Origin of the sequence: Streptomyces sp. NPDC047515 (assembly GCF_040643055.1) — a bacterium.
GTDB lineage: Bacteria > Actinomycetota > Actinomycetes > Streptomycetales > Streptomycetaceae > Streptomyces.
In genome coordinates, this window is the sequence record NZ_JBEYTM010000008.1 from 1 (window position 1) to 24158 (window position 24158).

Annotated in this window: 20 protein-coding genes and 1 pseudogene; 7 read left to right on the top strand and 14 right to left on the bottom strand. The window is 70.7% G+C overall.

The features are described 5' to 3' along the window. The first annotated feature begins 633 nt into the window (after positions 1-633). Positions 634-1860 carry a cytochrome P450 gene (locus ABZ826_RS08865; RefSeq protein WP_361444410.1) on the top strand — a complete coding sequence of 409 codons (1227 nt, stop codon included), beginning with the start codon at positions 634-636 and terminating at the stop codon, positions 1858-1860. A gap of 82 nt (positions 1861-1942) precedes the next feature. Here the strand turns inward: ABZ826_RS08865 and ABZ826_RS08870 are convergent, their stop codons facing one another. Then, a complete protein-coding gene (locus tag ABZ826_RS08870) occupies positions 1943-2635 on the bottom strand; it encodes an SUMF1/EgtB/PvdO family nonheme iron enzyme (protein WP_361444413.1) in 693 nt (230 codons plus the stop codon). A 296-nt stretch (positions 2636-2931) separates the two neighbouring features. Continuing rightward, positions 2932-3693, bottom strand: coding sequence for a metallophosphoesterase family protein (locus tag ABZ826_RS08875; RefSeq protein WP_361444416.1), 762 nt, complete (start codon positions 3691-3693; stop codon positions 2932-2934). 406 nt (positions 3694-4099) lie between these two features. Between ABZ826_RS08875 and ABZ826_RS08880 the strand changes: the two genes are divergently transcribed. Then, positions 4100-5206 (top strand): PP2C family protein-serine/threonine phosphatase, encoded by a 1107-nt coding sequence (locus ABZ826_RS08880; protein ID WP_361444419.1) that lies wholly within the window; start codon positions 4100-4102, stop codon positions 5204-5206. Between the two features lie 88 nt (positions 5207-5294). On the opposite strand, the gene ABZ826_RS08885 is transcribed toward ABZ826_RS08880, so the two are convergent. The 4 genes from ABZ826_RS08885 to ABZ826_RS08900 form a co-directional block, all read right to left on the bottom strand. Then, on the bottom strand, positions 5295-5795 hold the full coding sequence (locus ABZ826_RS08885; RefSeq protein WP_361444422.1) for an NUDIX domain-containing protein: 501 nt from the start codon (positions 5793-5795) through the stop codon (positions 5295-5297). Positions 5796-6105: 310 nt separating this feature from the next. Next, positions 6106-7005 (bottom strand): hypothetical protein, encoded by a 900-nt coding sequence (locus tag ABZ826_RS08890; protein WP_361444425.1) that lies wholly within the window; start codon positions 7003-7005, stop codon positions 6106-6108. Then, complete coding sequence (locus ABZ826_RS08895; protein ID WP_361444428.1) at positions 7002-8015, bottom strand: SPFH domain-containing protein; 1014 nt, start codon at positions 8013-8015, stop codon at positions 7002-7004. Before ABZ826_RS08895 ends, ABZ826_RS08890 begins: the two co-directional genes overlap by 4 nt. A 337-nt stretch (positions 8016-8352) precedes the next feature. Next, a complete protein-coding gene (locus ABZ826_RS08900; RefSeq protein ID WP_361444431.1) occupies positions 8353-8979 on the bottom strand; it encodes a TetR/AcrR family transcriptional regulator in 627 nt (208 codons plus the stop codon). 162 nt (positions 8980-9141) lie between these two features. Between ABZ826_RS08900 and ABZ826_RS08905 the strand changes: the two genes are divergently transcribed. Further along, positions 9142-10023, top strand: coding sequence for a phosphatase PAP2 family protein (locus ABZ826_RS08905; RefSeq protein ID WP_361444433.1), 882 nt, complete (start codon positions 9142-9144; stop codon positions 10021-10023). After that, entirely contained in the window at positions 10020-10985 is a 966-nt protein-coding gene (locus tag ABZ826_RS08910) for a hypothetical protein (RefSeq protein ID WP_361444436.1), read from the top strand. The genes ABZ826_RS08905 and ABZ826_RS08910 overlap by 4 nt, the downstream gene beginning before the upstream one ends. Positions 10986-11139: 154 nt before the next feature. On the opposite strand, the gene ABZ826_RS08915 is transcribed toward ABZ826_RS08910, so the two are convergent. Next, on the bottom strand, positions 11140-11694 hold the full coding sequence (locus ABZ826_RS08915) for a PadR family transcriptional regulator (RefSeq protein WP_361444439.1): 555 nt from the start codon (positions 11692-11694) through the stop codon (positions 11140-11142). A gap of 100 nt (positions 11695-11794) precedes the next feature. Further along, entirely contained in the window at positions 11795-13810 is a 2016-nt protein-coding gene (locus ABZ826_RS08920; protein WP_361444442.1) for an NADPH-dependent 2,4-dienoyl-CoA reductase, read from the bottom strand. 238 nt (positions 13811-14048) lie between these two features. On the opposite strand from ABZ826_RS08920, the gene ABZ826_RS08925 reads away from it, so the two are divergent. Beyond that, entirely contained in the window at positions 14049-14576 is a 528-nt protein-coding gene (locus tag ABZ826_RS08925) for a DoxX family protein (RefSeq protein WP_361444445.1), read from the top strand. 64 nt (positions 14577-14640) lie between these two features. Here the strand turns inward: ABZ826_RS08925 and ABZ826_RS08930 are convergent, their stop codons facing one another. From ABZ826_RS08930 to ABZ826_RS08950, 5 genes are all read right to left on the bottom strand, one after another. Beyond that, a complete protein-coding gene (locus ABZ826_RS08930; protein ID WP_361444448.1) occupies positions 14641-15780 on the bottom strand; it encodes a hypothetical protein in 1140 nt (379 codons plus the stop codon). Positions 15781-16087: 307 nt separating this feature from the next. After that, positions 16088-17278 carry a PP2C family protein-serine/threonine phosphatase gene (locus tag ABZ826_RS08935; protein ID WP_361444451.1) on the bottom strand — a complete coding sequence of 397 codons (1191 nt, stop codon included), beginning with the start codon at positions 17276-17278 and terminating at the stop codon, positions 16088-16090. Positions 17279-17444: 166 nt separating this feature from the next. Next, positions 17445-18350: a polysaccharide deacetylase gene (locus ABZ826_RS08940; RefSeq protein ID WP_361444454.1), complete on the bottom strand. Its 906-nt coding sequence runs from the start codon at positions 18348-18350 to the stop codon at positions 17445-17447. A 17-nt stretch (positions 18351-18367) separates the two neighbouring features. Further along, positions 18368-19588 carry a hypothetical protein gene (locus ABZ826_RS08945; protein ID WP_361444457.1) on the bottom strand — a complete coding sequence of 407 codons (1221 nt, stop codon included), beginning with the start codon at positions 19586-19588 and terminating at the stop codon, positions 18368-18370. Next, a complete protein-coding gene (locus ABZ826_RS08950) occupies positions 19585-20934 on the bottom strand; it encodes an MFS transporter (RefSeq protein WP_361444460.1) in 1350 nt (449 codons plus the stop codon). Before ABZ826_RS08950 ends, ABZ826_RS08945 begins: the two co-directional genes overlap by 4 nt. Before the next feature lie 224 nt (positions 20935-21158). On the opposite strand from ABZ826_RS08950, the gene ABZ826_RS08955 reads away from it, so the two are divergent. Beyond that, on the top strand, positions 21159-21830 hold the full coding sequence (locus ABZ826_RS08955; RefSeq protein ID WP_361444463.1) for a GntR family transcriptional regulator: 672 nt from the start codon (positions 21159-21161) through the stop codon (positions 21828-21830). Between the two features lie 829 nt (positions 21831-22659). Beyond that, positions 22660-23202 (top strand): annotated as a pseudogene (locus tag ABZ826_RS08960) (MFS transporter); the annotation flags it as partial. Between the two features lie 281 nt (positions 23203-23483). Here ABZ826_RS08960 and ABZ826_RS08965 read toward each other — a convergent pair. After that, positions 23484-23990, bottom strand: coding sequence for a pyridoxamine 5'-phosphate oxidase family protein (locus tag ABZ826_RS08965; protein WP_361444466.1), 507 nt, complete (start codon positions 23988-23990; stop codon positions 23484-23486). Positions 23991-24158 lie beyond the last annotated feature (168 nt).

The window sequence follows — 24158 nt, forward strand, 5'->3', positions numbered from 1 at the left end:
TGTCGGAACGCCCGAATACATCCAGTATTCGGGCGTCCCTCCGCCTTGCGATGCACCGCATCTGACGCCGCACGCTGATCCACCAGGGATTACGGGACAGCCCTTGGCTGGCCGCCCGAGTGCACAGTACCCATCGGATCGCGGACAACGCCGCGATCCGGATCGGCTGCATCAGGTTCCACGAATCCGTGACGCCGCACGTGCTCGAGGTCGAGAACGGGCAGGTCAACTGGCCGACCTAGAAATGTCTCAGGCGGACGGCCGGCGTCAACCGGAAGCGCATGTCCCAGAAATCGACACAACAGGCCCGCCATCGCGCCGGTTTGGGGGCTGGCCCGGTCATCGGCTTCGGCGCGATGATCGCGTCGAACACCAGGGCCGAGTGGGGCGAGGCGATGCCCGTCGGGACCGTTGGCCATCACGATCGCCCCGCGAAGGACCGGTACGGCGTGAGGCCAAACGCGCCGGGTTCCGACCCGAGAGCGTCCGAGGAGCGGTGGCCCGGCCGGTATGCCGTGTCGGGCTCGGGCCGTATGTTCCCTCGATGGTGCCCCCGGCCCATTAGGCTGGGATGAATCAGATAAAAATCGCACAAATATGCGCGAACAGGCGCGATGCCCCACGGGAGGCATGATGAGTCAGCAGCCGGTCCTCCTGCCCTATGGCGATCCGGCCTTCGTGGCGAACCCTTTTCCGTTCTACCGGCAACTGCGCCAGGAGGGCCCGGTGCGGCGCGGTGTCGTTGCCGGGGGCCTGGAAGCCTGGCTGGTCACGCGGTACGAAGACGGCCTCGCGGCCCTGTCCCACCCGCAACTGAGCAGCGACGTCCGTGATGCGTCGGATCCCCGTTTCGCCGAACGGCTGCCCACCAGCGACCGCGAGTCCGTACTGCGCAACATGCTCCGCGCCGATCCGCCCGACCACACCCGTCTGCGCCGACTGGTCTCCCGGGCGTTCACCGCGCACAGGGTGGCGCAGCTGCGGCCCCGCGTCCAGGACATCGCCGACCGACTGCTCGACGAGATCGCGCCGGCCGGTCGCGCCGACCTCATCGAGAGCTACGCCTTGCCGCTCCCGGTCACCGTGATCAGCGAACTGCTCGGGGTGCCCGTGACCGACCGGCACGACTTCCAGCAGTGGACCGACGACATGGTCCTGAGAGGGGCCGAACCACCGGACCCGGCCCGGATGGACGGGGCGTGGCGCCGGATGCGCTCTTACCTGACCGGGCTTCTGGAGGCCAAACGCGCCCAGCCCGGGGACGATCTGCTCAGCGCACTGGTCGTCGCCCGGGACGAGCAGCAGCGGCTGGACGAGGACGAGCTGATCGCCATGGCCTTCCTGCTGCTCGTGGCCGGCTACATCACCACGGTCAACCTCATCGGCAGCGGCATCGCAGCACTGCTCGCCCACCCCGACCAGATGAGGATGCTGCGGGACGATCCGGCGCTGCTGCCCGGCGCGATCGAGGAGTTCCTGCGCTACGACGGACCCGTCAACCCCGGCATCGCCCGGTTCGCGCGCGAGGACGTCACCCTCGCCGGGGTGGACATTCCGCGCGGTGCGACCGTGCTGATCGCTTCCGCCATCGCCGACCGCGACCCGGAGCAGTTCCCCGACCCCGACCGCCTCGACATCGCCCGCAGGGACAACGCGCACCTCGCGTTCGGGCACGGCATCCACTACTGCCTGGGTGCCCCGCTGGCCCGGCTCGAAGGCCAGATCGCCGTCGGCACCGTCCTGCACCGACTTCCACGCCTCGCCCTCGCGGTGCCGCCCGGCGAACTGCGGTGGCGGCCGGGCGGCCTGCGTGGCCCGGAATACCTGCCGGTCACGTTCACCGCAGGTGCCCCGGCCTGAGAGGAACTCACAAAATGGGCGCCCGGCTCGGCGGCCGCCCCGGAGCGGGGGACAGCCGCCGGGCGCGCTGCGCATCCCCGGCTCAGTTCGATCGTGCGAGCCGGAAACCCAGGTCGTCGATGCGGAAGGTCGGGTGACTCTTGCGGCGGCAGGACGCCCGGCACCCCCGGGGGCGGTCGTACGCGCCGCCACCACGGAAGACACGGTACGGGCCGTAGACGCTGGGATCGTAGACGTCCCAGCACCACTCCCACACGTTGCCGATCATGTCGTGGAGCCCCCACGCGTTCGGTGCCCTCGTCGCGACATCGTGCACCGTGCCACCGGAGTTGCCGCGGTGCCAGGCGATCTCGTCCAGCTCTCCGTAGCGGGCGTCGGACGTCCCGGCCCTGCACGCGTACTCCCACTCCGCCTCGGACGGGAGACGGTAGCCGTCGGCCTCCCAGTCACAGACCACGTCCTGCCCGTCGGGATCGTCACCGAACGCGTAGCAGGGTTCGAGTCCCGTCGCTCGCGAGAGCAGATTGCAGAAACCGACGGCCTCCTTCCAGGAAACCTCCGTCACCGGTGCCCGCGGGCCCGACGGGCCCGCGGGCACCTCGCCCCGGACAGCCAGGTACAACTCGGTGGTCACGGGATACGGCGCCAGCCGGAAGGCCCCGACCGCGACCTTCCAGTTCGTCCTGGTGCCCTCGTCCCGCAGGACGATCTCCCCGGCGGGGATGGCCCTCATGTCCTCGGCGGCCGCCTGTCGGAGTATGGCTTCAGGGCTCATCGCTGCTCCTCATACGCTCCGGCGCCTCGGGCCCATGTACCGCTGACCCAGCGATACGGGAATCCGGTCCGGGCTCGCGAACTTTCGAACAAGTGACGATACCGATCACAACGGAACGCTGCCGGGGCGGATCGGGGGACGGCCGCCGTGCCCGGCTCCCGCGCCGCCCGAACCGCTCTCGGCCGGGGCGTCGCACCGAGTGCGGCTGCTGAGCGGCGTGCACGCGGTCGAGGCCGTGGGAGTCATCGCCGAGAGCGGTCCGCCCGCCCTGCTCGCCGGGGCGCCGAGGGGGAATGTCAGGGCGCGTGCTCGCGGCCGTCCCGTGGGGCGAAGGCCCGTAGAGCGTCCTCGTCCGTGGCGCGGGCGTGCAGGAAGTAGTCGGCCCAATCGGAGATTTCCGGGTAGCCGGAGTCCTGCCCGATCTGCGCCGAGGCGGTCTCGATGTCGAACGCCGTGGTGCGCAGTTCGACGCCCGGTCCGAGAACGGCCCAATGGGCTCCCGCTCTTCCGTAGGGCATGCCGACACTACCGGGGTTGACCACGAGCCGGCCGTGGGCGAGGCGGACGAACGGCATGTGGGTGTGGCCGCAGACCACGGTGCGCACGTCGTCGTCGAGTCCGCCGAAGACCGCTTTCCAACGGTCGAGGCGGGAGTCGACCAGGACGACTTCTTCATCGTCACGGGGAGTCGCGTGGCAGAACAGCACCTTCCCGAGGCCGCGCACGGACAGGGAGAGCGACCGAGGCAACGAGCCGAGCAGGTCGAGGTGATCCTCGCGCAGCTGCTCGGCGGCCCAGGGGGCGATCGGATCGGGAATCGAGTCGCGCTGTCCGCGGCGGTATTCGACGAGTTCGCGGTCGGCGTTGCCGCTGATCCACACGACGCGGTCGCCGAGGCCGACGAGCCGGTCGAGGACCTGGTTCGGCTGCGGACCGGCGGTGATGTCACCGGTGAGCACGATGCGATCCGCGGCTTGCACGTCCGGATCGGCGAGCACGGCCTCCAAGGCCGGCAGGACTGCGTGGATGTCGGACAGTACGGCTACTCGATTCAGCATGGTCACAAGTGTGCGGTGAGAACGGTCAGGGGGCGGGAGCGTTCGCCTGATGGGTGGCCGCCGCGGACCGGGGTCTGTGCCGCGTGCCGGTGGCCCGCGAGGACCGGGCGTGGTGGCGCCACGACCCGCAGGCGGTCGAGTGCGTCCCGCACCTCGTGCCGCGGATGTCCCGCGCCACGGGCGCAGCGACCCGCCGCCCGCCCCGACCCGTCGCCCGCCTGACGGGCCCACGCTCACCGATGACGTCGCCCCGGTCCGTTCCGCCCTGCCCATTCGGCGCCGTCGGCCCCATGGCGCCACGGGGCCCGGGGCCGAGCGGGAGCCGATCCACTGGTGGGGTATATGTGGACATTACGGGTGATACGTTCAATTCTGGGATGCTGGAGGGGTGCGACAGGGAGTGCAGGTGCAGGAGAGTCGGCGCACAGCGGCGTGGGCGGGCTGGCTGCTCGTCGCACCGGCCCTGGTGGCGGGTGTGCTGCTGAACGTCCTCGCGCCCCAGCCGTACATGGGGCTTCCGCTGCTGGCCGCGGCGCCGCTGATTGCCGGAGCGATGCTGTCGTTCCGGGCGGCGGTTCTCGTCGCGAGCCTCGCCTGCGGGGTGTCGCTGGCGCTGGACCTCGTCCGGGGGCGTTCCGCCACGGCGAGTTTCGTCGATCTGGCCGTGGTCGGCCTCATCGGGATTCTGGCCCTCGCGGTCAATCTGCTGTTGCAGCGTCAGGGGCGGGATCTCGCGCGCGCTCGGGTCATCGCCGAGGCGGTGCAGCTGGCGGTGCTGCCGGACCCGCCGTCGCGGGCCGGGCCGCTGGCCGTCGCCGCCGGGTACACCGCCGCACAGGCCGAGGCGAGGATCGGCGGCGACCTCTTCGCGGTGCAGGAGACGCCCTACGGGGTGCGCATGATCATCGGGGATGTGAAGGGCAAGGGAGTCCAGGCGGTCGCAGCCGTCTCGGTGACGATCGGGGCGTTCCGTCAGGAGGCCGAACACGCCCCCACGCTGGCCGAACTGGCCCAGCGCCTGGACGACGCGCTGAGCAGGGAGTCGAGCCGCAGCGGAAGCGAGACGTCCGGCGAGGACTTCACCACGGCCGTGCTGGCCGAAGTGCCCGGCGACGGCGAGCTGCTGCGCCTGGTCAACCGTGGCCATCCGGGCCCGTATCTGCTCCACGACGGTGCGGTCGCACGGCTCGACGCCACCCGCCCGCAGCTGCCTCTGGGCATGGGGCTGGGCGCGGTGGCCATGCCGGACGGCGACACCCTCACCGATGTCTTCCCGCTGCCGTCCGGCGCGCTGCTGCTCCTGATCACCGACGGTGTCACCGAGGCGCGCAATCGCACGGGCGCCTTCTACGACCCGTGTGCGTCCACCATCCTCACCGGCACCTGTTTCAGGGATCCCGACGACCTGGTCCATGCGGTGACCACGGATGTCGCCCGCTGGACCTGCGACGGCCACCAGGACGACATGGCCATACTGGCCGTCGCGCGGCGCCGCGGTCACCGGTTCGGCTGAGGTCTTTCCGTTTCGATCAGGCCGGATCGGTGAGCGGCGCCGGGGCACGTGGGCCCGGAGTGATCCGAACGTCAGCGGCCGGCCGCGGTCACGAGGCGTCGTCGGCGGCGGAGACGGTCAGCCGGTGTGCCGGAGGGTGTTCGATCGAGAGATCGGGGCGCCAGGCCGCGAGCACCTGCGCCGAGGGACCGAACAACGGCCGCGGCAGCGCGTCGAGTGCGGTCCACTGCCAGGTGCTGATCAGGTGGGGCTCGGTCACCCGAGGGTGTCCCGACTCCAGGGTCACCACGGCCGCCATCGACACTCGGTTGATCCCCGCCACCACGTCATGGAGCATGGCGAACACCCTCACGTCGGCCACATCGACCTCCAGGCCCGTCTCCTCGTGGAGCTCACGGACGGCGGCAGCGGCGATGGACTCATGGGTCGGGTCGACCTTGCCACCGGGGAGTTCCCACGTGCCGCTGTGGTGTCTGCCGAGCAGCACGCGCCCGTGGGCGTCCTGCACGATGACGCCCACGCCGAGCGCCGCCTGCGCCAGCGGCGGACGGGAGTTGCGGGGGAGGGCTTCGTCGGGGGCGGTGTCCATGGTGCTCCTCGGGGTCGGCGCGGAGTGTTGCGGGCGCGGGGCCTCGACACTCCGGTGTACGTGGAAGGAAGCGTACGGACCACCATTCGTTCGCGGGGGCCGGACAGCGGCTCCGCCGGGTGAGCCCGTCCTGCCCGTTCGCGTACGGGCCCCGCTCGGAGCGGGTGCCCGCGCCGACTGCCGCGCCCCGGCCGGAGCGCCACCGGCTGCCCGAGGTCGCGGGATCGTCACCGGGGCCGGACCGACGCCCGACAGCTCTTCAGGGGCACCGGTACGGCAACCGCCCCCGTCAGGTGTGTGGTTCGGGTCGTCAGACCGCCAGCCGCAGCGAATTCTCCGAGATGCCCAGCCGGACCGTCTGGCCCCATGTCAGGTCCAGCGCGTCCGTCTCCATTCCGTCGCCGAAGACCACCACCCGGTCGGACTCGACGGTGAGCCTCAGCCCCTGTCCGCGCCCCAGTTCGCCCGCGACCAGCGAGGTACCGGTCGCGGGCGACGGCCAGGCCTCGCGGACGAACCACAGCAGCCGGGGATCGGTGGGTGCCGGGAGCGGCAGGGCGCTGTGGCGTTCCTGCCACAGTGAGCGGAGCCAGCCCGTGGCGCCGGTGCCCGTGCCGACCAGGACACCGGACGAGGCCTGCGGTTCGGTGGCGGCGCCGGGTGCGTCGGGGCCGATCCGGTAACGGGCGGTCTGATGGCCGGGCGGACCGAGATAGATCTCGTTCAGGGCGAGCAGGCGCTGGGCGTCGTCGGAGACCGCCTCGACCATGGTGAGTTCGTCCGCCGCGCCGCCGGGGGCCGCGGCCGTCCGGAGCAGGCCGGCCGCGTCGGAGGGACGGTGGCGTACCAGCACCCCCGGATTGCGTCCGGGGTCGGTGTCGATGCCCACGACGGGCTGACCGGACAGGTACTTGGCGACGTTGGCGACCAGTCCGTCCTGTCCGACGACGACCACCACGTCCTCGGGCGCGAACAGGAAGCGGTCGAGATCGGCGCGCTCCACCCGCGACTGCCGCCACTGGAGCGGTACGGCTGCCGCCACATCGGCGAGCGCCTGCTGGGTGTGTCGGTGCCGCCGGGCCACCTCGTCGATGGACCGGCCTCGGCGGGAGAGGAAGAACGCGGCCTGGCCGTGCGTGCCGTGCCGGGCCAGCAACTCCTCGTACTCCGTGGTGCGGTGGACCAGGACCGCGCGCGGGGCGAGGCTCACGGCCGGGGCTCGGGACCGGTCCTGCCGAGCTTGCTGAGCAGGCCGGTGAGGACGTCGGGGGAGAGGGTGAGGCTGTCGATGCGGGGCAGGTTCTCCGCCAGTCTCGTCGCTGCCATGGCGTGCAGGGTCGCGGCGTCCACCTCGCCGTGCACCCGCAGCCAGGCCGCCTGGGACTCCGCGCGCGCGGCGCCGACCTCGCGTGCGGCCTCGGCCTCGGCCCGTGCCAGGCGTACCTTGCGCGCCGCCTCCGCCTCGGCACGCACCTTGTCGGCCGCCGCGTTCTCCTCGGCCTCGCGCCGGGAGTTGGTGCCGCGCTGCTCGACCAACTGCTCCTCGCGACGGGCAAGTTCGATCTGGCTGGCCAGTTCGTTCTCGGCGATGGCCCGTTCCCGCTCCACGGCAACGGCGCGGCGCTCGTAGGTGGCCCGGTCGGCCTCCTGCTGGATCTGCTCGCGGGCAGGGGTGCGCAGGGCGCGCTCCACCTCCGCCTCGGGACGGATGGCGACCACCCGCACCGCGACCACATCGATGCCGGTGGCGGGCAGTCGGGGTTCCGCGACGAGCCCGGCCCCGACCCGGTCGCGCACCGATGCGACACCGTCGACCAGTGCCTCGGCCAACGCGGTCCTGGCCAGTACGTCCAGCGTGTGCTGTTGAGCGGTCTCGGTGAGCAGGGTGGCGATCTGCTCCAGCGGTGCGCCGCGCCACACCCCGGTGTCCGGGTCGACGGAGAAGTCCAGGCGGGCAGCGGCCTCGGCCGGGTCGCTGATCCGGTACGTCACGGTGGCCTGCACGGTGACGTCCTGGAAGTCGGACGTGCGTGCATGGAAGGCCATCGCCAACTCCCGGTCGTTGACCGGCACTTCGGAGAGCGCCGCAGTCAGGGAGCGGTACCAGAAACTCAGCCCCGGCCCGTCGTGGGCGAGCCGGCCGCGCTTGTGGTGGCGGATGTGCGCAGTGGGTGCGGAGCGCAGGTGGCGCCAGCCGAAGCGCCGGGTGATGTCGGCCATGTCGGATCCCCTCCGTTCTCGTCATGGCGACGATAAGAGGCGTTGTTCATATCGTCAAGGGGGCGAGAATGATCGCCGTTCCGCATCGGTCCTGTCGGAGGCGGAAGCGGAATGGGGAGACCATGACGATCGCCGTGCCGATTTCCGTTGCGCCGGTCGTGATCGGCCAGGGCGGGCGAGAGGGTCGCTCAGGACGGGCGAGGGGGAAGGGAAAACGGGCGGCCGGCGACTCCCGAAGGAGTCACCGGCCGCCCGGATGGTGCGCCGCCCCCGTCCCCACGGTGCGGCGCGAGCGGGTCGTCGTCATCCGCTCGGACGGCGACCCACGTCTCTGGGGTCACTGGGGCGCGGACGCGTCCAGTCCGAGCGCGGGAAGGACGGCGCTCTCCATGAAGCGGGTGAGATAGGCCTCATCCGCGTACTTCCCCTCCAGCAGCGGCCGGGCGCGCATCACGCCCATCAGCTGCACGGAGACGAATTCCGCAGCGGGGGTGTCCGCCGGGATCTCGCCGCGCTCCGTGCCGCGCCGGACCATCGCTTCGATCGCCGCGATCTCCGGCGCGATCAGTGCCTCACGCAGCGCGCAGAGCAGCTCGGGGCTCTGCAGTGCGGCGTGGCTGAGCGCGTGCATCAGTGGGGTGTCGCGGCCCGAGCCCGCACCGATGGCCCGTGCCGCCTCGCGCAGATCTCCCGCCAGTGTGCCGGTGTCGATGTGTGAAAGCAGTACCCGCCGGGTGCCGTGGAGTGCCGCCACGACCAGTTCGGGCTTGGAGCCCCACTGCCGGTAGAGCGTGGACTTCCCGCAGCGCGTCCGCGAGGCGACCCCTTCCATCGTGAGGGCCTCGTAGCCGGACTCTCTCAGCATGTCGAGCACGGCCGCGTAGAACTCCTGCGCTCGCTCCGGCGTGATCTTCGAGCGGCGGGGCGTGTGTGCCGGTTCCTGCGCGGCTTCCTGCGGCGCCATGTGTTTTCCCTCTCAGCGATTCTGCGACGAGGTCCATCGATACGCCAGTGTACCGAAACGCACGTGTACCGATACGTTCGCGTATCGGTACACTGGCGTATCGATATGGCGTGGCCTGAGCCCTGCCTCCGTAACACCGCTTCGTCAGCAAAGGGGCACCGGATGAGGTACGCCGGTAGCGAGCCCGCAGATCGGGAGCCGGACAGTACTGCCCGACCGCCCCTCCTCCGCGAGCTTCTTCTCGTCGTGGGACTCTTCGTGATCTACAAGCTCGGCCGGCAGGCCGCGAACGGTCATGTCGAGGAGGCGTATCGCAACGCGGGAAACGTCTGGGACTTCGAACGGTCCCTGCACCTGCCCGGCGAAGGCGCGGTGCAGAGTCTGCTGCTCCACAACGAGACCCTGATCCACCTCGCGAACACCTATTACGCGACCGTGCACTTTCCGGCCACGCTGCTCTTCCTCGTGTGGCTGTACTGGCGTCGCCCACGCCACTACGTCTGGTCGCGCCGCATCCTCGCCGCGCTCACCGGCGCCGCGCTCGCCCTTCATCTGCTGTTCCCGCTCGCCCCGCCGCGGCTGCTGGCCGCCGCAGGTCTCGTCGACACCGGCCAGGTGTACGGACCGACGGTGTACGGGGCGACTCCGGCGGCCGACTCGATGGCCAACCAGTTCGCCGCGATGCCCTCGCTGCACTTCGGCTGGGCGGTGATGGTCGCCGTGGGGCTGATCGTCGCCACCCGCAGCCGGTGGCGCTGGCTGTGGCTGCTGCATCCGCTCGTCACACTGCTGGTGATAGTCGGCACGGCCAACCACTACTGGCTCGACTCGATCGTGGTCTCCGCGCTCCTCGCGGTGGCTTTCGCCGCCTTGCCCCTGCGGCGCACGGAGCCGGTACGGGCACACGTCCCATGGCCTGCCACCGCCAGTACGCCCGCGTCGACGGTCTTGCCCCGCCCCGCCGATCCCGCCCCGCCGACCGCGTACGCCGCACCGCGGGCCCACCCCGCGTCCTCGTACGCGTCGCCCGGAGCGCGGCAATGAACGCCACCCTGATCGCCGTCGCGCTGTCCCTGGTCTCCGCCGCCGCGTACGCCTCGGCCGCCGTGGCGCAGGCCCGGCTCGCCGGGCGCACCGAGCCGGACGCGGGGGTCCTGAGACTGCTCGGGCGGGGCGCCTGGTGGTCGGCGGTCGGACTGAACGCGGGCGGCGCGCTGCTGCACGTCGCGGCACTCAAGTACGGGCCGCTCACCCTCGTCCAGCCGCTCGGTGCCCTCACCCTCGTCGCGGCCGTCCCGCTGGGTGCCAGGACCGCCGGGCGCCGGGTCACCCGGATCGAATGGCGCGGCACGATCCTGACCCTGCTCGGGCTCGGTGCCCTGCTGATCACCGCGGGCGGCACCGCGCCGCACGAGACGCTCAGCCTCCCCGAAGCGCTGGCCGTCGGGGCCACGACCATGGCTGTCGTCGCCGGACTGAGCCGCCCGGGAACACGCCCCGGGCTGCGGCATGCGGCGGCCTCCGGCATCACCTCGGGAGTCGCCTCGGCACTCACCCAGACCCTGACCGTCTCCGTCACCCACCACACCGGCCCGCTGCTCAGCCGGCGTCTGGTGATCGTCGCCCTTCTCGTCTCCGCGTTCGCGATGGGCGGGCTGCTGCTCTCCCAGACCGCCTACCGGGGCGGTCTGGGTGCCCCACTGGCCGTCGTCACCCTCGCCAATCCGGTGGCTGCGGCGGCAATCGGCCTGGCCCTGCTCGGCGAACGCCTCCAGGGTGGCACGATCAGCCTGGTCCCGGCGCTGCTCGGCACGGTCGCGGCGGTACGGGGCGTGATTCTGCTCAGCCATGCGCAGGCGCAGGCCCTGGCCGTCACCGACCCGGCCGCGACCGATCCGAAGTCCGTGGCCGGATCACCGTCGCGGGTGGTGATCGGGAGCCGGGGGCCGGTGGACCGGCCGATGCTGCGCCCCGAACCGGGCCGGACCCCGGTGGGCGGACCGTAACGCGCCGCGGTGGCTCTGCCGCCGGGAACGTCCCGCGGTGACGTGACATTCACCGGCCGAGGTGTGCCATGTACGGAAGCCATCCACCCGGCGGCCCGTCACGCACGGGCCCGACTCACTCGTCCGGACGCCCGGCGGATCGGCGACGTCGGTCTCAATGGTCCGGCGGACCCGGCACCTGGTCCTCGTCCGGGGCCAGTGCCCGGGTCAGCCAGCCGATCCAGAAGTTCTCCAGATCGATGCCGCCACGCAGCACCAGATGCCGCAGCCGGTCCTCCTCGGAGTTCCGCTCGGGCGGGAAGTCGCGCTTCTCGATCTCCAGATACTCCGCCAGCTGCCGACGGTGCAGTCCCAGATGACGGCGCAGCTCCGCGTCCAGGCCGGGTGATCCGACGACCGCGGCCGCCCGCATCCGCAGCAGCAGCGGATCGCGGATCTGCTTGGGGTCCTCGGAACGGGCCACCCACGCGGACAACGCCTCCCGGCCCGCGGGCAGCACCTCGTACTCCTTCTTCTGCCCACGGGCGGGCTGCTCCGACGGCAGCGCCCGGATCTGCCCGGCCTGCTCCAGCTTCCCCAGCTCGCGGTAGATCTGCTGATGCGTGGCGGACCAGAAGTAGCCGATCGACCGGTCGAACCTGCGGGTCAGCTCCAGCCCCGACGACGGCTTTTCGAGCAGGGCGGTGAGGATCGCGTGCGGGAGTGACATGGGGTGCATCCTAAGGACGGCCGGGCGGCGGCCCCATGACTGAGCTCCTCCAAGGGGCCGGGCCGGCGGAAACTCCTCGTGCCAGGGGTTTGCGGATCTGTCACAGCGAGGCCGCGAGCTCCGTGCCCTGGTGGATCGCGCGCTTGGCATCCAGCTCGGCGGCCACCTCGGCGCCGCCGATCAGATGCGCGGAACGGCCCGCGGCGACGAGCTCCTCGTACAGCTCGCGACGCGGTTCCTGGCCCGCGCAGAGCACCACCGTGTCGACCGGCAGGAGATGCTGTTCGCCGTCGACGGTGAGGTGCAGCCCGTCGTCGTCGATCCGGTCGTAGGCGGCGCCCGCGATCATCGTGACGCCGCGGTGCCGCAGCTCGGTGCGGTGGATCCACCCGGTCGTCCTGCCCAGCCCGGCACCGACCTTGCCGGTCTTGCGCTGGATCAGGTGCACGGTGCGCGGCGTCCTCGGACGCTCTGGGACACGGAGACCGCCCCGGTCGCGGTAGTCGGTGTCGACGCCCCACTGCCGGAAGAACACCTCGGGGTCGAGGCTCGCGGCATCCCCCGAGTCGGTCACGAACTCGGCGACGTCGAAGCCGATGCCGCCTGCCCCGATGATCGCGACCCGCTCGCCGACCCGTGCCCCGTCGCGCAGGACATCGAGATAGCTGACCACGCAGGGGTGGTCCAGGCCCGGGATCGCGGGGGAGCGAGGCGTGACACCGGTGGCGAGGACGACCTCGTCGTAGCCGTCGAGCGCACCGGCTGTGACCCGCGTACCGAGCCGCAGCTCGACCTTCTCCTCCGCGAGCCGGGTACGGAAGTAGCGCAGCGTCTCGTTGAACTCCTCCTTGCCGGGAACCCTGCGGGCCACGTTCAGCTGCCCGCCGACCTCCTCGGCCGCGTCGAAGAGCGTCACCTCGTGTCCGCGCTCCGAGGCGGAGACGGCGCACGCGAGCCCGGCCGGCCCGGCTCCGACGACCGCCACCCGCTTGACCGTGCGGGTTGGCGACAGGATGAGCTCGGTCTCGTGGCAGGCGCGCGGATTGACCAGACAGGAGGTGACCCGGCCGCTGAAGACGTGGTCCAGGCAGGCCTGGTTGCAGCCGATGCAGGTGTTGATCGCGCCGGCGCGGCCCTCGGCCGCCTTGACGACGAAGTCCGGGTCGGCGAGGAACGGCCGGGCCATCGACACCATGTCCGCCCGTCCCGAGGCGAGGATCTCCTCGGCGACCTCGGGCGTGTTGATGCGGTTGCTCGTCACCAGCGGTACGGAGACGGCACCGCGCACCCGCTCGGTGACCCAGGTGTAGGCGCCGCGCGGCACGGAAGTGGCGATGGTGGGGATCCGGGCCTCGTGCCAGCCGATGCCCGTATTGATGATCGTCGCTCCGGCCGCCTCGATCTCGCGGGCGAGTCGCACGACCTCCTTCAGGGAGGAACCACCGGGGACCAGATCCAGCATGGAGAGCCGGTAGATGAGGATGAAGTCGCCGCCGACCCGCTCACGGACCCGGCGCACGATCTCGACGGGGAACCGGATGCGGTTCTCGTACGAGCCGCCCCAGCGGTCGGTGCGCCGATTGGTCGCGGCGGCGATGAACTCATTGATCAGATAGCCCTCGGAACCCATGATCTCGACACCGTCGTATCCGGCTCGCCGGGCGAGCTCCGCGGCCCTGACGAAGTCCTCGATGGTCTCCTCGACCTCGTCGTCCGTGAGGGCGTACGGGGTGAAGGCACTGATCGGAGCCTGGATCGCGCTCGGCGCCACCAGCTCGGGATGGTGCGCGTACCGGCCGAAATGCAGGATCTGCATGGCGATCCGGCCGCCCGCCGCATGGACGGCGGCAGTGACCCGCGCATGCTGCTCGGCCTCCGTCTCGTCGGTCATCTTGGCGCCTCCGGGGAAGGAACAGCCGCGAGCGTTCGGTGCGATACCGCCGGTGACCATCAAGCCCACGCCGCCCCGGGCGCGTTCCGCGTAGAAGGCGGCCATCCGCTCGAAGCCCCGCTCCACCTCTTCCAGACCGATGTGCATCGACCCCATCAGCACCCGGTTGGGGAGGGTGGTGAACCCGAGGTCGAGCGGGCTCAGCAGATTCGGGTACGGGCTCATGCGGGGGCTCCTCGCGCAGTGTCGTTGCGCCAGTTGTAGACCACCTGAACGCCATTGTGCAACAAGTTGCATAATGGCGTGCGTTACAGCGCCACGCAGGGCGGGCCGTCCCCCGGACGGCGTAACACCAGGGCACACCGGCGCTCCGCGCCAGCGAGAGTGGAAACGCGGCACCCGCCGCCACGGCGTGGGGCGGAACGTTCCGACCCGCTACCCCTGAACCCTTGCGGAGGCTCCCATGGCCTGCCTCGACCGACGTGATCTCGGTCTGCTCGTCCTGCGCGTCGGCACCGGCGCGGTACTGGCCGCGCACGGCACCCAGAAGCTGGCCGGCTGGTTCGGCGGCGGAGGCATCGAAGGAACCACCGCCGCGATGGAGGCCATGGGCTTCCATCCGCCGAAGTACAGTGCGGTCGCCGCCGGGCTGGGCGAGGCGGGCGGCGGCGCGCTGCTGGCCCTCGGCCTCGCCACCCCGGCGGCGGGCGCGGCCGCGGCAGGAGCGATGGCGGGCGCCGTGGCCGTCCACGCACCCGCCGGATTCTTCGCACAGGGTGGCGGCTACGAGTACCCGGCCTTCCTCGGCTTCACCGCGGCGGCGATCGGCCTGACCGGACCCGGCCGGTACTCCGTCGACCATGCCACCCGGCACACCTTCAACCAGCCCTGGATGGTCGCCCTCGCCTTCGCGGGCAGCGCGGTCGCGGCGGCGGCGGTCGTCGGCAGGCGCGCCAGGGGCCGGGCCGCGGTCGATCCCGACGCGACCTGAGCCACCCGACAAGGACAGGGACCGGACGGCACCCCAGGGAGGGAGCCGCCCGGTCCCGGCCGCGCTACTTGCGGAACGTCAGCGAAGCGGCCGGGGAGGCGTTGCCGTACGCGTCGACGGCGACGACCCGCGCCACGTACCGCCTGCCCTCGACCGCGCCCGGCACCGGGATGTCGAGGGTGTTCGGCCGGGGCATGAAGTAGAAGTCCGAGAGGACCTTGGACGAGACGACCGAGGCGCCCGTGGCCGCGTCGGTGATGTCGACGTCGTAGTGGTGCACCATCTGGTCGTCCTCGGCCTGTGCGATCCGCAGCGCGGTGCCGCCCTTCGCGTCCTGCACCCGGGACAACGGCCGACGGGTGGTGAACTCCGGCGCCACCGTGTTGCGTTCGGTGTCCGTGTAGCGGAAGTTGTCCTTGATCTGCTGGCTCGTCGAGCCCTTGAGGCGCACGGTCCAGGTGGCGCCGCTCAGGGTGCCCGCGCTGGCGTACGGCGGCTGCCAGCTCGCCGACCACTGGCCACCGGTGTAGATGTCGTGCTTGTCCGCGGCCATGTTCACCCGCGCGATCTCCGTACGGTCCTTGTAGACCTCCACGAAGAGCGCCTGTGCGGTCGGCGACTCGAAGCGATTGGCGAGGCCGTCCTCGGTGACCATCTGGTAGCCGTGGTCGATCTCGACGTAGGACATCGAGCCGTCGTTGACCGAGGTGAAGTCGCGCTGATGGATCGATCGGTCGTCGTTGATGTTCAGGTGCGAGTGGCCCGAGAAGAGGATGGCCTGCGGGAAGGCGCTCAGATCCTCCGCGAGCCGCGGGTTGGAAGCCTGCTGTCCGTCCATGGTCGTTCCGGTGGTGGGACGGTGTCCCTGGACCAGGACGGGCTTGCCCGAGTACGCCGGGTCGGCGGTGATCGCGGCGAGCCGCTGCTTCAGCCAGGTGCGCTGCGCGGTGTCGGAGTTGTACGTCTCGGTGTTGACCGTGAGGACGTGCAGCCCCTTCACCTCCGACTCGTAGTAGCCGCCGCCCGAGTCGGGGAACCATGCCTTGGGATATCCGGACCGTATCGCCGCGAGGCTCGCGTCGTGGTTGCCGTTGGAGATCAGCAACTGGGTGTCGGTCATGCCCTTGCGGGCGAGGTTGGCCTGGAAGATCTCGGAGACGATCTTGTGGTCGGGGCCCTTGCCGTCGCCGTTGTCGTTGATCATGTCGCCGTTGGACAGGATCTCGCGTCCGGCTGAGGGAAGATCGATCCGATGGTGTCGAAGAAGCTCTCGTACTTCTTGTCGGCGCTCGCGTGGCTGCCCAGGTGGCATGCGTCAGGCTCTGGTGGGGCCCGATCGACTCCCCGGTGAAGCGATCATGAATGTCTGGTTGGAGGTGGCTCGGCCCCTTGCCCGATGTCCGGGCGGACTCTGTGGCAGACGTGGCCCCCGGGACGGCAGCCTGCCCCGGGACGGCAGGGGCCCCGGGGCGGGGGCGTCCCCGGTCACCGCGCGTGCTGGACCATGCCGGTCAATGCCGGGGGCCGATTGTTCCGGAGCCGTGGCGGAAGCCGTCGGGGCGGTTGATCCTCGCGGGATGGTGTCCAGGACGGGGCGCGGTGGAATCGCGGTGGATCGCGATGAGGGCGGCGTCGTCGCCCAGCCGCCCACCGACGTGGGCGAGGAGGTCGCGTCGCAGATGGTTCAGGAGGGTCTCCGGGGAGCTCTCCGTCCATCGGGCGGCCCGTTCCGCGAACGGGTAGAAGTCCCCGCCCCGGTCGCGTGCCTCGGCGACGCCGTCGGTGTAGAGGAGGAGGGTGTCACCGGCCTCGAAGGGGAACGCGTCCACGGCGTAGCTGGTGGGACCCATGCAGCCGACCCCCAGCGGGGGAGCCGGGCGCAGACGCGGCACTCTGACGGAACGCCCCGGACTCAGGAACAGGGGTGCGGGGTGTCCACAGCTGGTCATGCGGATGACGTGATCCTCGTCGGGGATCTCCAGGAGCAGTGTGGTGACGAAGCACTCCCCGATCGCCTCCTGCGACTCGAAGTCGTCCTCGTAGCGGCAGACGCTCTGTTCGAGGGCGGTGGCGAGTTCGGGCAGGCTGGTGTGCTGGTGGGCGGCCTCGCGGAAGGCGCCGAGCAGGAGGGCGGCTTCTCCGATGGCGGCCAGGCCCTTGCCCCGCACGTCCCCGATCATCACCCGCGTTCCGCCTTCGACACGGGTGGCCGCGTACAGGTCTCCGCCGATCAGGGCCTCGTCCTCTGCGGCCAGGTACAGCGAGGCGACCCGCAGGGGGCCGATCCGGTCCGGGAGCGGCCACAGCAGGACGCGCTGCGCGGCTTCGGCCACCGACCGCACGCGCGCCAGCTGTCGGCCGCGCCGCTCGCGTATCAGGGCGAAGCACACCGTGAGCGCCGAGAGCAGAGCGAGAGCGACGATCTGCACCACCATGCTCCGGGAGGACAGCACGCCGAATTGCCGGCCGATGTACGCCTGGGCCGCCACGGCCAGGAGGCCGATGACACCGGTCGGGAGCGCGCCTGCGAACGAGGCGGTGATCGCCGGAGCGATGACCAGCAGCGGTCCCAGGCGGATGTCCTGCGGCGCGAGGATGTCCACCGAGGCGATCACGACGATGAGCACGACGGGAATCGCCAGCAGCGCATGGCTCGGCCGCCATGGTTCTCGCAGATCCGTAAACCGTTCACTGAGGCCCACGTCTTCCACAGTGCACCGCCCCCCGGCCATGCACGACTCGGCCGGACGCCCTCGCCGTGCCGCTGCCGCGCCCGCGCCGAGGAGCTCCAGCATGGTGTGCGACGGGCGCGGCATCGAACGTGACAGCGGCATCGGGCGGAGGCGGGGCGCCGGAGGCCGCCGCACCTCAGCGCATGTCGGCCGGCCGCTCCTCTCCCTCGAACGGGAAACGGCGGCGGAAGTCGTCCGCCGCGTCCTCCAGCGTCACGAACGAAACGCCCTCGTGCCCGGAGACGTAATCGATGAACCGCTCCAGCATCAGCAGGACCTGCGGGCGCCCGGAGACGTCCGGGTGCAGCGTCACAGGGATCACCGCGTAGTCCAGCTCCCGGTGCACCCAGTCGAACTGGTCCTTCCAGTCCTGCTCCAGGGCGCGCGGCGAGACATAGCCGTGGCTGTTGTGGGCGTGCTTGTTGAACATCATCGGGGGCAGGTCGTCGACGTACCAGTTGCCGCAGAACTCGACCAGGTCGACCTCGCGACCGTGGATGAGGGGCTTCATCCAGTCCTTCGCCTCGCCCGAGTAATCGATCTTCGTCCAGGAGTCGCCGACCCGGGCGTAGAAGGGGGTGAAGTCGCGGTAGTTCTGCGAATGGTCGTAGCTGAAGCCGTACTTGTGCAACAGCGCGGCCGTCGATTCCGACATCTCCCACCACGGTGCGACGTACCCCTTGGGCCTGCGCCCGGTGAACTGCTCGATCAGCTCGACCGACTTGGCGAGGACGTCCTCCTCCTGTTGAGGGGACATCGCGATGGGATTCTCGTGCGAGTACCCGTGCGCGCCGATCTCGTGCCCCGCCTCGACGATCATCCGGGTCTGCTCGGGGAACGTCTCGATGGAGTGGCCGGGAATGAACCAGCTCGTGCGGATGCCGCGGCGCTCGAAGAGCTTGAGCAGACGTGGCGTGCCGACCTCACCGGCGAAGACACCGCGTTGAATGTCGTTGGGGGAGTCCTCACCGCCGTAGCTGCCGAGCCAGCCGGCGACCGCGTCGACATCGACACCGAGGGCTATCCGGATGTCCTTGGGCATGGTGGCGTTTCTCCTCTTCAGTGGAATGTTTCGGTGAACCGGCCGATGACGGCGGAGAGCCGGTTCGCCGCCGCGGTGGCGTGCGCGACGTCCGCGTCGCTCCAGGAGCGCTCGCTCAGGCTGTGTACGGAGATCCAGCCGGTCAGGGCGTCGTCACCCGGCACCGGTACGGGGACGAGCACCTGGGCCCGTACGCCATACGCCTCGATCAGCGCACGGGGTGGACGCGGCTCGGCGGTGAACCGCGGCTGGACGAGAGGACGGCGGTGCTCCGCCAGCCACCGGACGGTGTCGAGACGTCGCTGGTCGAGAGAGGCGTCGCGGCGGATGGGGCGGACGCCGGGGCCGCAGGCCTCGCCCGCGGTGAGATCCACGTGCAGTCCGAGCGCGGGCAGGTCGACGCGGAAGGTGGTGCGGTCCGCCCCGGTCGCCGCCAGCAACGCCTCCAGCGTCTCCTGGATCCGGGCACGCGGGCTTCCGGCGTGCAGCAGCGTGCCACGACCTGGCAGTGCGGCGGTGGCGCCCGCGAGATCCAGGGCCTTCCACAGGGTGGCCGTCACGGAGTCGAACACCGGGATGCCCAGGATCCGTTCGAGACGGGCGGCCTCGAACGCGCCGTGCACGTTGGTACAGACGACGGCGACGGCGTGCACGGCGGCGTCCTGCACCGTCACCGCCGCTTCCTCGATCTGACGGGCGACATCGGCGGCCGGGATCCGTGCGAACGCCTCGTTGTCGTCCTCGCCGAACGGCTCGGCGAGGACGCACTCCAGGCCGGCCTCCTTCGCGTATGTCTCCACGATCCGCTCGCACACGTCCCGCGTGTACGGCAGCGCGAGCCCGAGGCGTGTCACCCCGTACGCGGCGCAGGCGTCCAGCAGGGCAAGTGTCGAGGTGGTGGCGGGAACGCCGGTCCCGGCGGTGATCGCCTCGGCCAGCGCGCGGTCCCGGGCGAGCCCGAGCCAGGAACCCGAGGTGCCGTTCCAGGCGATGACATCGACCTTGGAGTCGGCGAGCTGCCGGGCCGCCGTCAGGATCGGACCGGTGTCGAACTGGGCGTCGCTTCCGGCGTCGAGCGCGATCCGGGTGACGGGGACACGGGCGAAGTGCGCCGTGAAGCGGGTGGTGTCGGTGCCGAGCAGGCCGTACGTCACCGGTTCCAGACAGGTGTTGGACGACGGGGTGAGCATGCCGAGCCGTATCGGACGGGTGCGCTCGGTCAGGGACTGGTCCATCATCGGGTGGCAAGCCTCCGGGAGTAGTCGATGACAAGGGACGAAGCGGTGAACAGGGCCCCGGCGCCGACGAAGTACAGCAGCGCCCAGGTGTAGGAGCCGGTGCCGCCGACGATGAAGCCGACCGCGATCGGCGTGACGATGCCGGCGATGTTGCCGGAGAGGTTCATGGCGGCGCCCACCACACCGGCGTTGCAGCGCCCGCCCAGAACGGAGGGGAGCATCCAGTACAGGCCGGCCCAGCGCAGGAAGAACAGCACGATCGACAGCAGGAGCACGGCCGTCAGGGCATCGGGTACGAGGACGACCCCGAGCAGGCCAGCGACGACGGCCGCACCGGCGACACCCATCATGGTGCGCATGACCGTGTTGGCGTGGTCGCCCCGTGCCCGCCAGCGGTCGGCGAGCCAGCCGCCGAACAGCTCACCGACGAAACCGGCGCCGAAGATGACCAGCGTCGACCAGCCGATGGTCTTGATGTCGAAGCCCTTGGACTCGGAGAGATAGAGCGGTCCCCAGGTCAGCACGCCGTAGAAGACGCCGTTGAACCCCATCCAGCCCAGGCACATCCCCCAGAACGACCGGTACTTGAGGTAGGCGCCGAGCCGGGCCGGCGCGTCGGCGACCGGACTTGCCGCATCCTCCTCGGCGTGTGCGCGCTCGATGTGGGCGAGTTCGGCGGCGTTGACGGAGCGGTGGGCGCCCGGGGTGTCGCGCAGGTACCGGAGGGCGAACAGGCCGACGCCGACCGTCACCGCTCCCGCGATGACGAAGCTGGCGCGCCAACTGCCCGTCCAGGTGATCAGCCCCGAGATCGCGATGCCACCGAGCGCCGAACCCAGCGGTGCCCCGCCGTCCATCAGAACGGCGCCGCGGCCGCGCTCCCGTGCGGGCAGCCACTGCGCGTTGAGCTTGCCGCCGGCCGGCATCACCGGTGCTTCGACCGCACCGAGCAGCAGCCGGTAGCCGAGCAGCGAGCCGACGCCCGTGGAGGCAGCGGTGAGGGAGGTGGCGAGCCCCCAGCCGACGCAGGCACCCCCTGCCATCCGACGCGGCCCGAACCGGTCGATGAGCTTGCCCGCCGGTATCTGCATCAACGCATAGGTCCAGAAGAACGCGCTGAGCACGAACCCGGTGACCTCCTTGGACAGGTGCAGGTCCTTGGTGATCAGCGGCAGCGCCACGGAGACGGAACCGCGGTCGATGTAGTTGAGCGCGACGATGCCCAGAAGAAGGACGAAGATCTTCCAACGCGTACGTGTGGGACGCGGATCGACGCCCGTCCCGCCGGACGGCGGGACGGTTCTCGTCGAGCGGGCGGTCTCGGGTGGAGGCAGGGACGACGACATGGCGGGATCCTCGATTCGGCTGGCGATGACGATGCGGAGGCTGACGTCGAGCTGAGGACTGTGCGGTGGCAGGGGCGCGCGAACGCAGGCGCCGACAGATGCGTACGCTCCTGACGTGCCCCTTACTCGTTATGGCATACCAAAGAATGAGTATGGGGCGGCCTCGCGTCAAGGGTTTGGTATACCGTAAGAACTTCTTTGCAGGCGGGACACGGGGGCGACACGTGACAGAGCGCGAGGCGGCAACGGCGAACGGCGGCAGCGCATGGCTGCGTGACCAGGTGTGCGAGGGAATCCGCGACCGGATCATCGCGGGTCAGCTCAAACCCGGCGACAGACTGGTGGAGCGCGAGGTCGCGGAGGAGTTCGGTGTCTCGCGCATTCCCGTCCGTGAGGCGATCCGGGTCCTGCTCAGCGAGGGGTTCCTGCAGGCGCTCTCACCGCGCCGCATCGTCGTGCGCGAACTGTCGCATCAGGATGTGCTCAATCTCTTCGACCTCCGCGAGGCCCTGGAGGTGCTCGCGGCCCGTCGGGCGGCCGAGCGCGCGCTGCCCGCACAGGTGCAACGCCTGGAACGGCTGCTGGAGAGCGCCCGCAAGGCCACCGGGTCGGGCCGGGCCGACCGGATCTCCCGCTCCAACACGGCCTTCCACCATCACATCATCGAAATCGCGGGCAACGACCTGCTCGCCTCGGCGCTTGAGCCCCTGGAGGGCCGGATGCGCTGGCTCTTCCAGCAGATCGACGACCCGCATCCGGTGTGGGAGGAGCACCGGGCCCTGTACGAGGCCATCGCCGCCTCCGATACGGAGGCGGCGGCCCGGCTCGCTCTGGCGCACGTGCGCCACTACCGCGCCGTGGCGCTCCGTCTGCTGTTCGACGAGCCCGGCCCGTGACGGGGCGCACCCGTGCGGCAGCTCGGGCCGGTCGGCGCGCGTCCTGAGAACCGGTGGGCGCCGCTCGGGCGGCAACGGAGTCATGTGCGGTCACTCGGCGCCGGTTTCATGGACGCGAACAGCTGCGTGGAGAGGCGCTCATCATCGGCAGGTGAACGTTCTCCGGGCTGTTCTCGGCCGGGGCCTCGGCTGATCCTTTGTCAGGGCGCCTCCAGGGCCATCGCGATCGGGTCCGCCGCGCGGGGCCGGTCAGTTCGGGTGGTCGGCGGTGACGAGCCAGGCGGTGCTGCGCATGCGTACCGCTCCGTCCCTCTCGTGTGTGCGCAGAATGCCTGCGAGCTTCCTGCGGGCGCGGGTCCGGGCGTCATTGTCGACCTGGCTCGTCAGGTGACGTCCAGGGCCCGAGCCCAGCAGGAAGTCGGCCGCGTCCTCCCCGTCGCGGCCCCAAGTCCCGTACGCCTCTCCTTCCGGAAGGTCCGACCGGTGATCCGTCGCTTCCTGGGTAGCGTGACGGTCGGCCCCGGAAAGCGGTTCCCGGGTTGATCACCGGAAAGTGTGGCCGGACCGGCGCCGTTCCGTGCAGCGCCGGTGCCGAGGTTTCCGGCCGACCGGCCCGATGGGCTGGGACGCCTTCTACGAAGCCCGCGTCGGTGACCGGCCAGAGCCGTCGTCCACGTACGGGCCGGGCCAACAGCCCTACGCTCCCAGGCGCGCAAGGTGGCCGGCCGCACGGCGGCGAGCCGTACCGGCGCGATCGTGTGTAGGTTGAACGAGGCCGGATCGTGGGGGGACGGCACGGGCGTGACGGGCGAGCACAGGAAGAGGCCGTATGGTCACGGCGCAACCGGCTTCGTGGCACAGGCAGGCGGTGCTCGCGGCCCTGATGCTGGCCGCCTTCACCTTCAACACCGCGGAGAACCTGCCGATCGGCCTGCTGGAACTCATCTCCGATGACCTGCGGGTGTCCCTGTCGGCGGTCGGTTACCTGGTCACCGGATACGGCGTGACGGTCGCCGTGACGTCCCTGCCGCTGGCCCACACCACGCGGACCGTGCCCCGACGTCATGTCCTCACCGGACTGCTGGCCGCGCTCATCACGTCCAGTCTGGTCGCGGCGTCGGCCACCTCCTACTGGCTGCTGCTCGCGGCACGGCTGCTGACCGCGCTCGCACAGGCGCTGTTCTGGGCCGTGATGGGGCCGGTCGCGGTGGGTCTGTTCCCGCCCGAGGTCCGTGGGCGGGTCGTCGGGGCGCTGTCCGTCGCCGGTTCGCTCGCCCTCGTGCTCGGCGTTCCCGCCGGGACCTGGCTGGGCCGGCGGAGCGACTGGCCGGTGCCGATCGCGGTGCCGGCGGGTCTCGGGCTCGTCTCCCTCGCGGGGGTGCCGTCCACAAGTCCTGCCCACATGAGGGGTGATGCGAGGGTGATGGTGGCTCTGTTGTGTTCGATGGTCCTGCCGTAGGGGGTGGCGATGCCGCACCGCACAGGACGTCACACCGATCTGATGAAGCGTCAGGAATGCGGGACTCGTCAGCACAGGTCCGCAAGGACTTGGCGAGAGCCGAATCGGGCGGAGATCCTTCCGGGGCCACCACTCTGCAGGAATCCGGGTTATCTCCCGAGCACGGCGCTCTGTCAGAAGTTCCGAGTGTCGTGTCAGACGGTCAGCCGGATTCCGGTGATCAGATGCGGACGGATGTGGACCGCACAGTTCATCACCGGGCCCGACCAGGGGCGGAGCAGCCGCTGGTAGCGCGTCAGCGCGTCCGGATCGGCGACCGGGCGGCAGTACCCCGTGACGACGACACTCCAGCCCAGATGGGTCAGCGGGTCGATGTCGTCGGCCTGGTAGGCGACCACGACTCCCCGATCGCCATGGTCGCGGGCCTGGGCGTACAGCTCCGAGTCCTCATGGGTCAGGATGACGATCCGACCGTGGTCCAGCAGATGGTTCACCGGTCGGATGGCGGGCAGCGCGCGCTGAGTGAAGACGATTCGCCCGAGCGACGCCCTGCCGAGCAGGCTCAGTGCCTGGGCACCTGTCAATTCGACCGTGCGGCGTGGCCCGGTGGCCGCCGAACCCGAAAACGGTGCCGTCTCCGATGGTGTGGTCACAGCCGTGCGCGCGGACGGCTGGGGCGCCTGATGGCATGAGTGGCTCATGGGGCCTGCCTCGTCTCCTGGTCTGCTCACCTGCCGCACGAGTACATCGTGCGGTGCCGTCCCCACGCCAGGGCCGAACGGCCCCAGGGCCGAACGGCCCTAGCGGCGTCGGACCTCCGATGGGTTCACTGCGGTGCATCGCATGCTGCGGGCCGGTCCATTACCGGC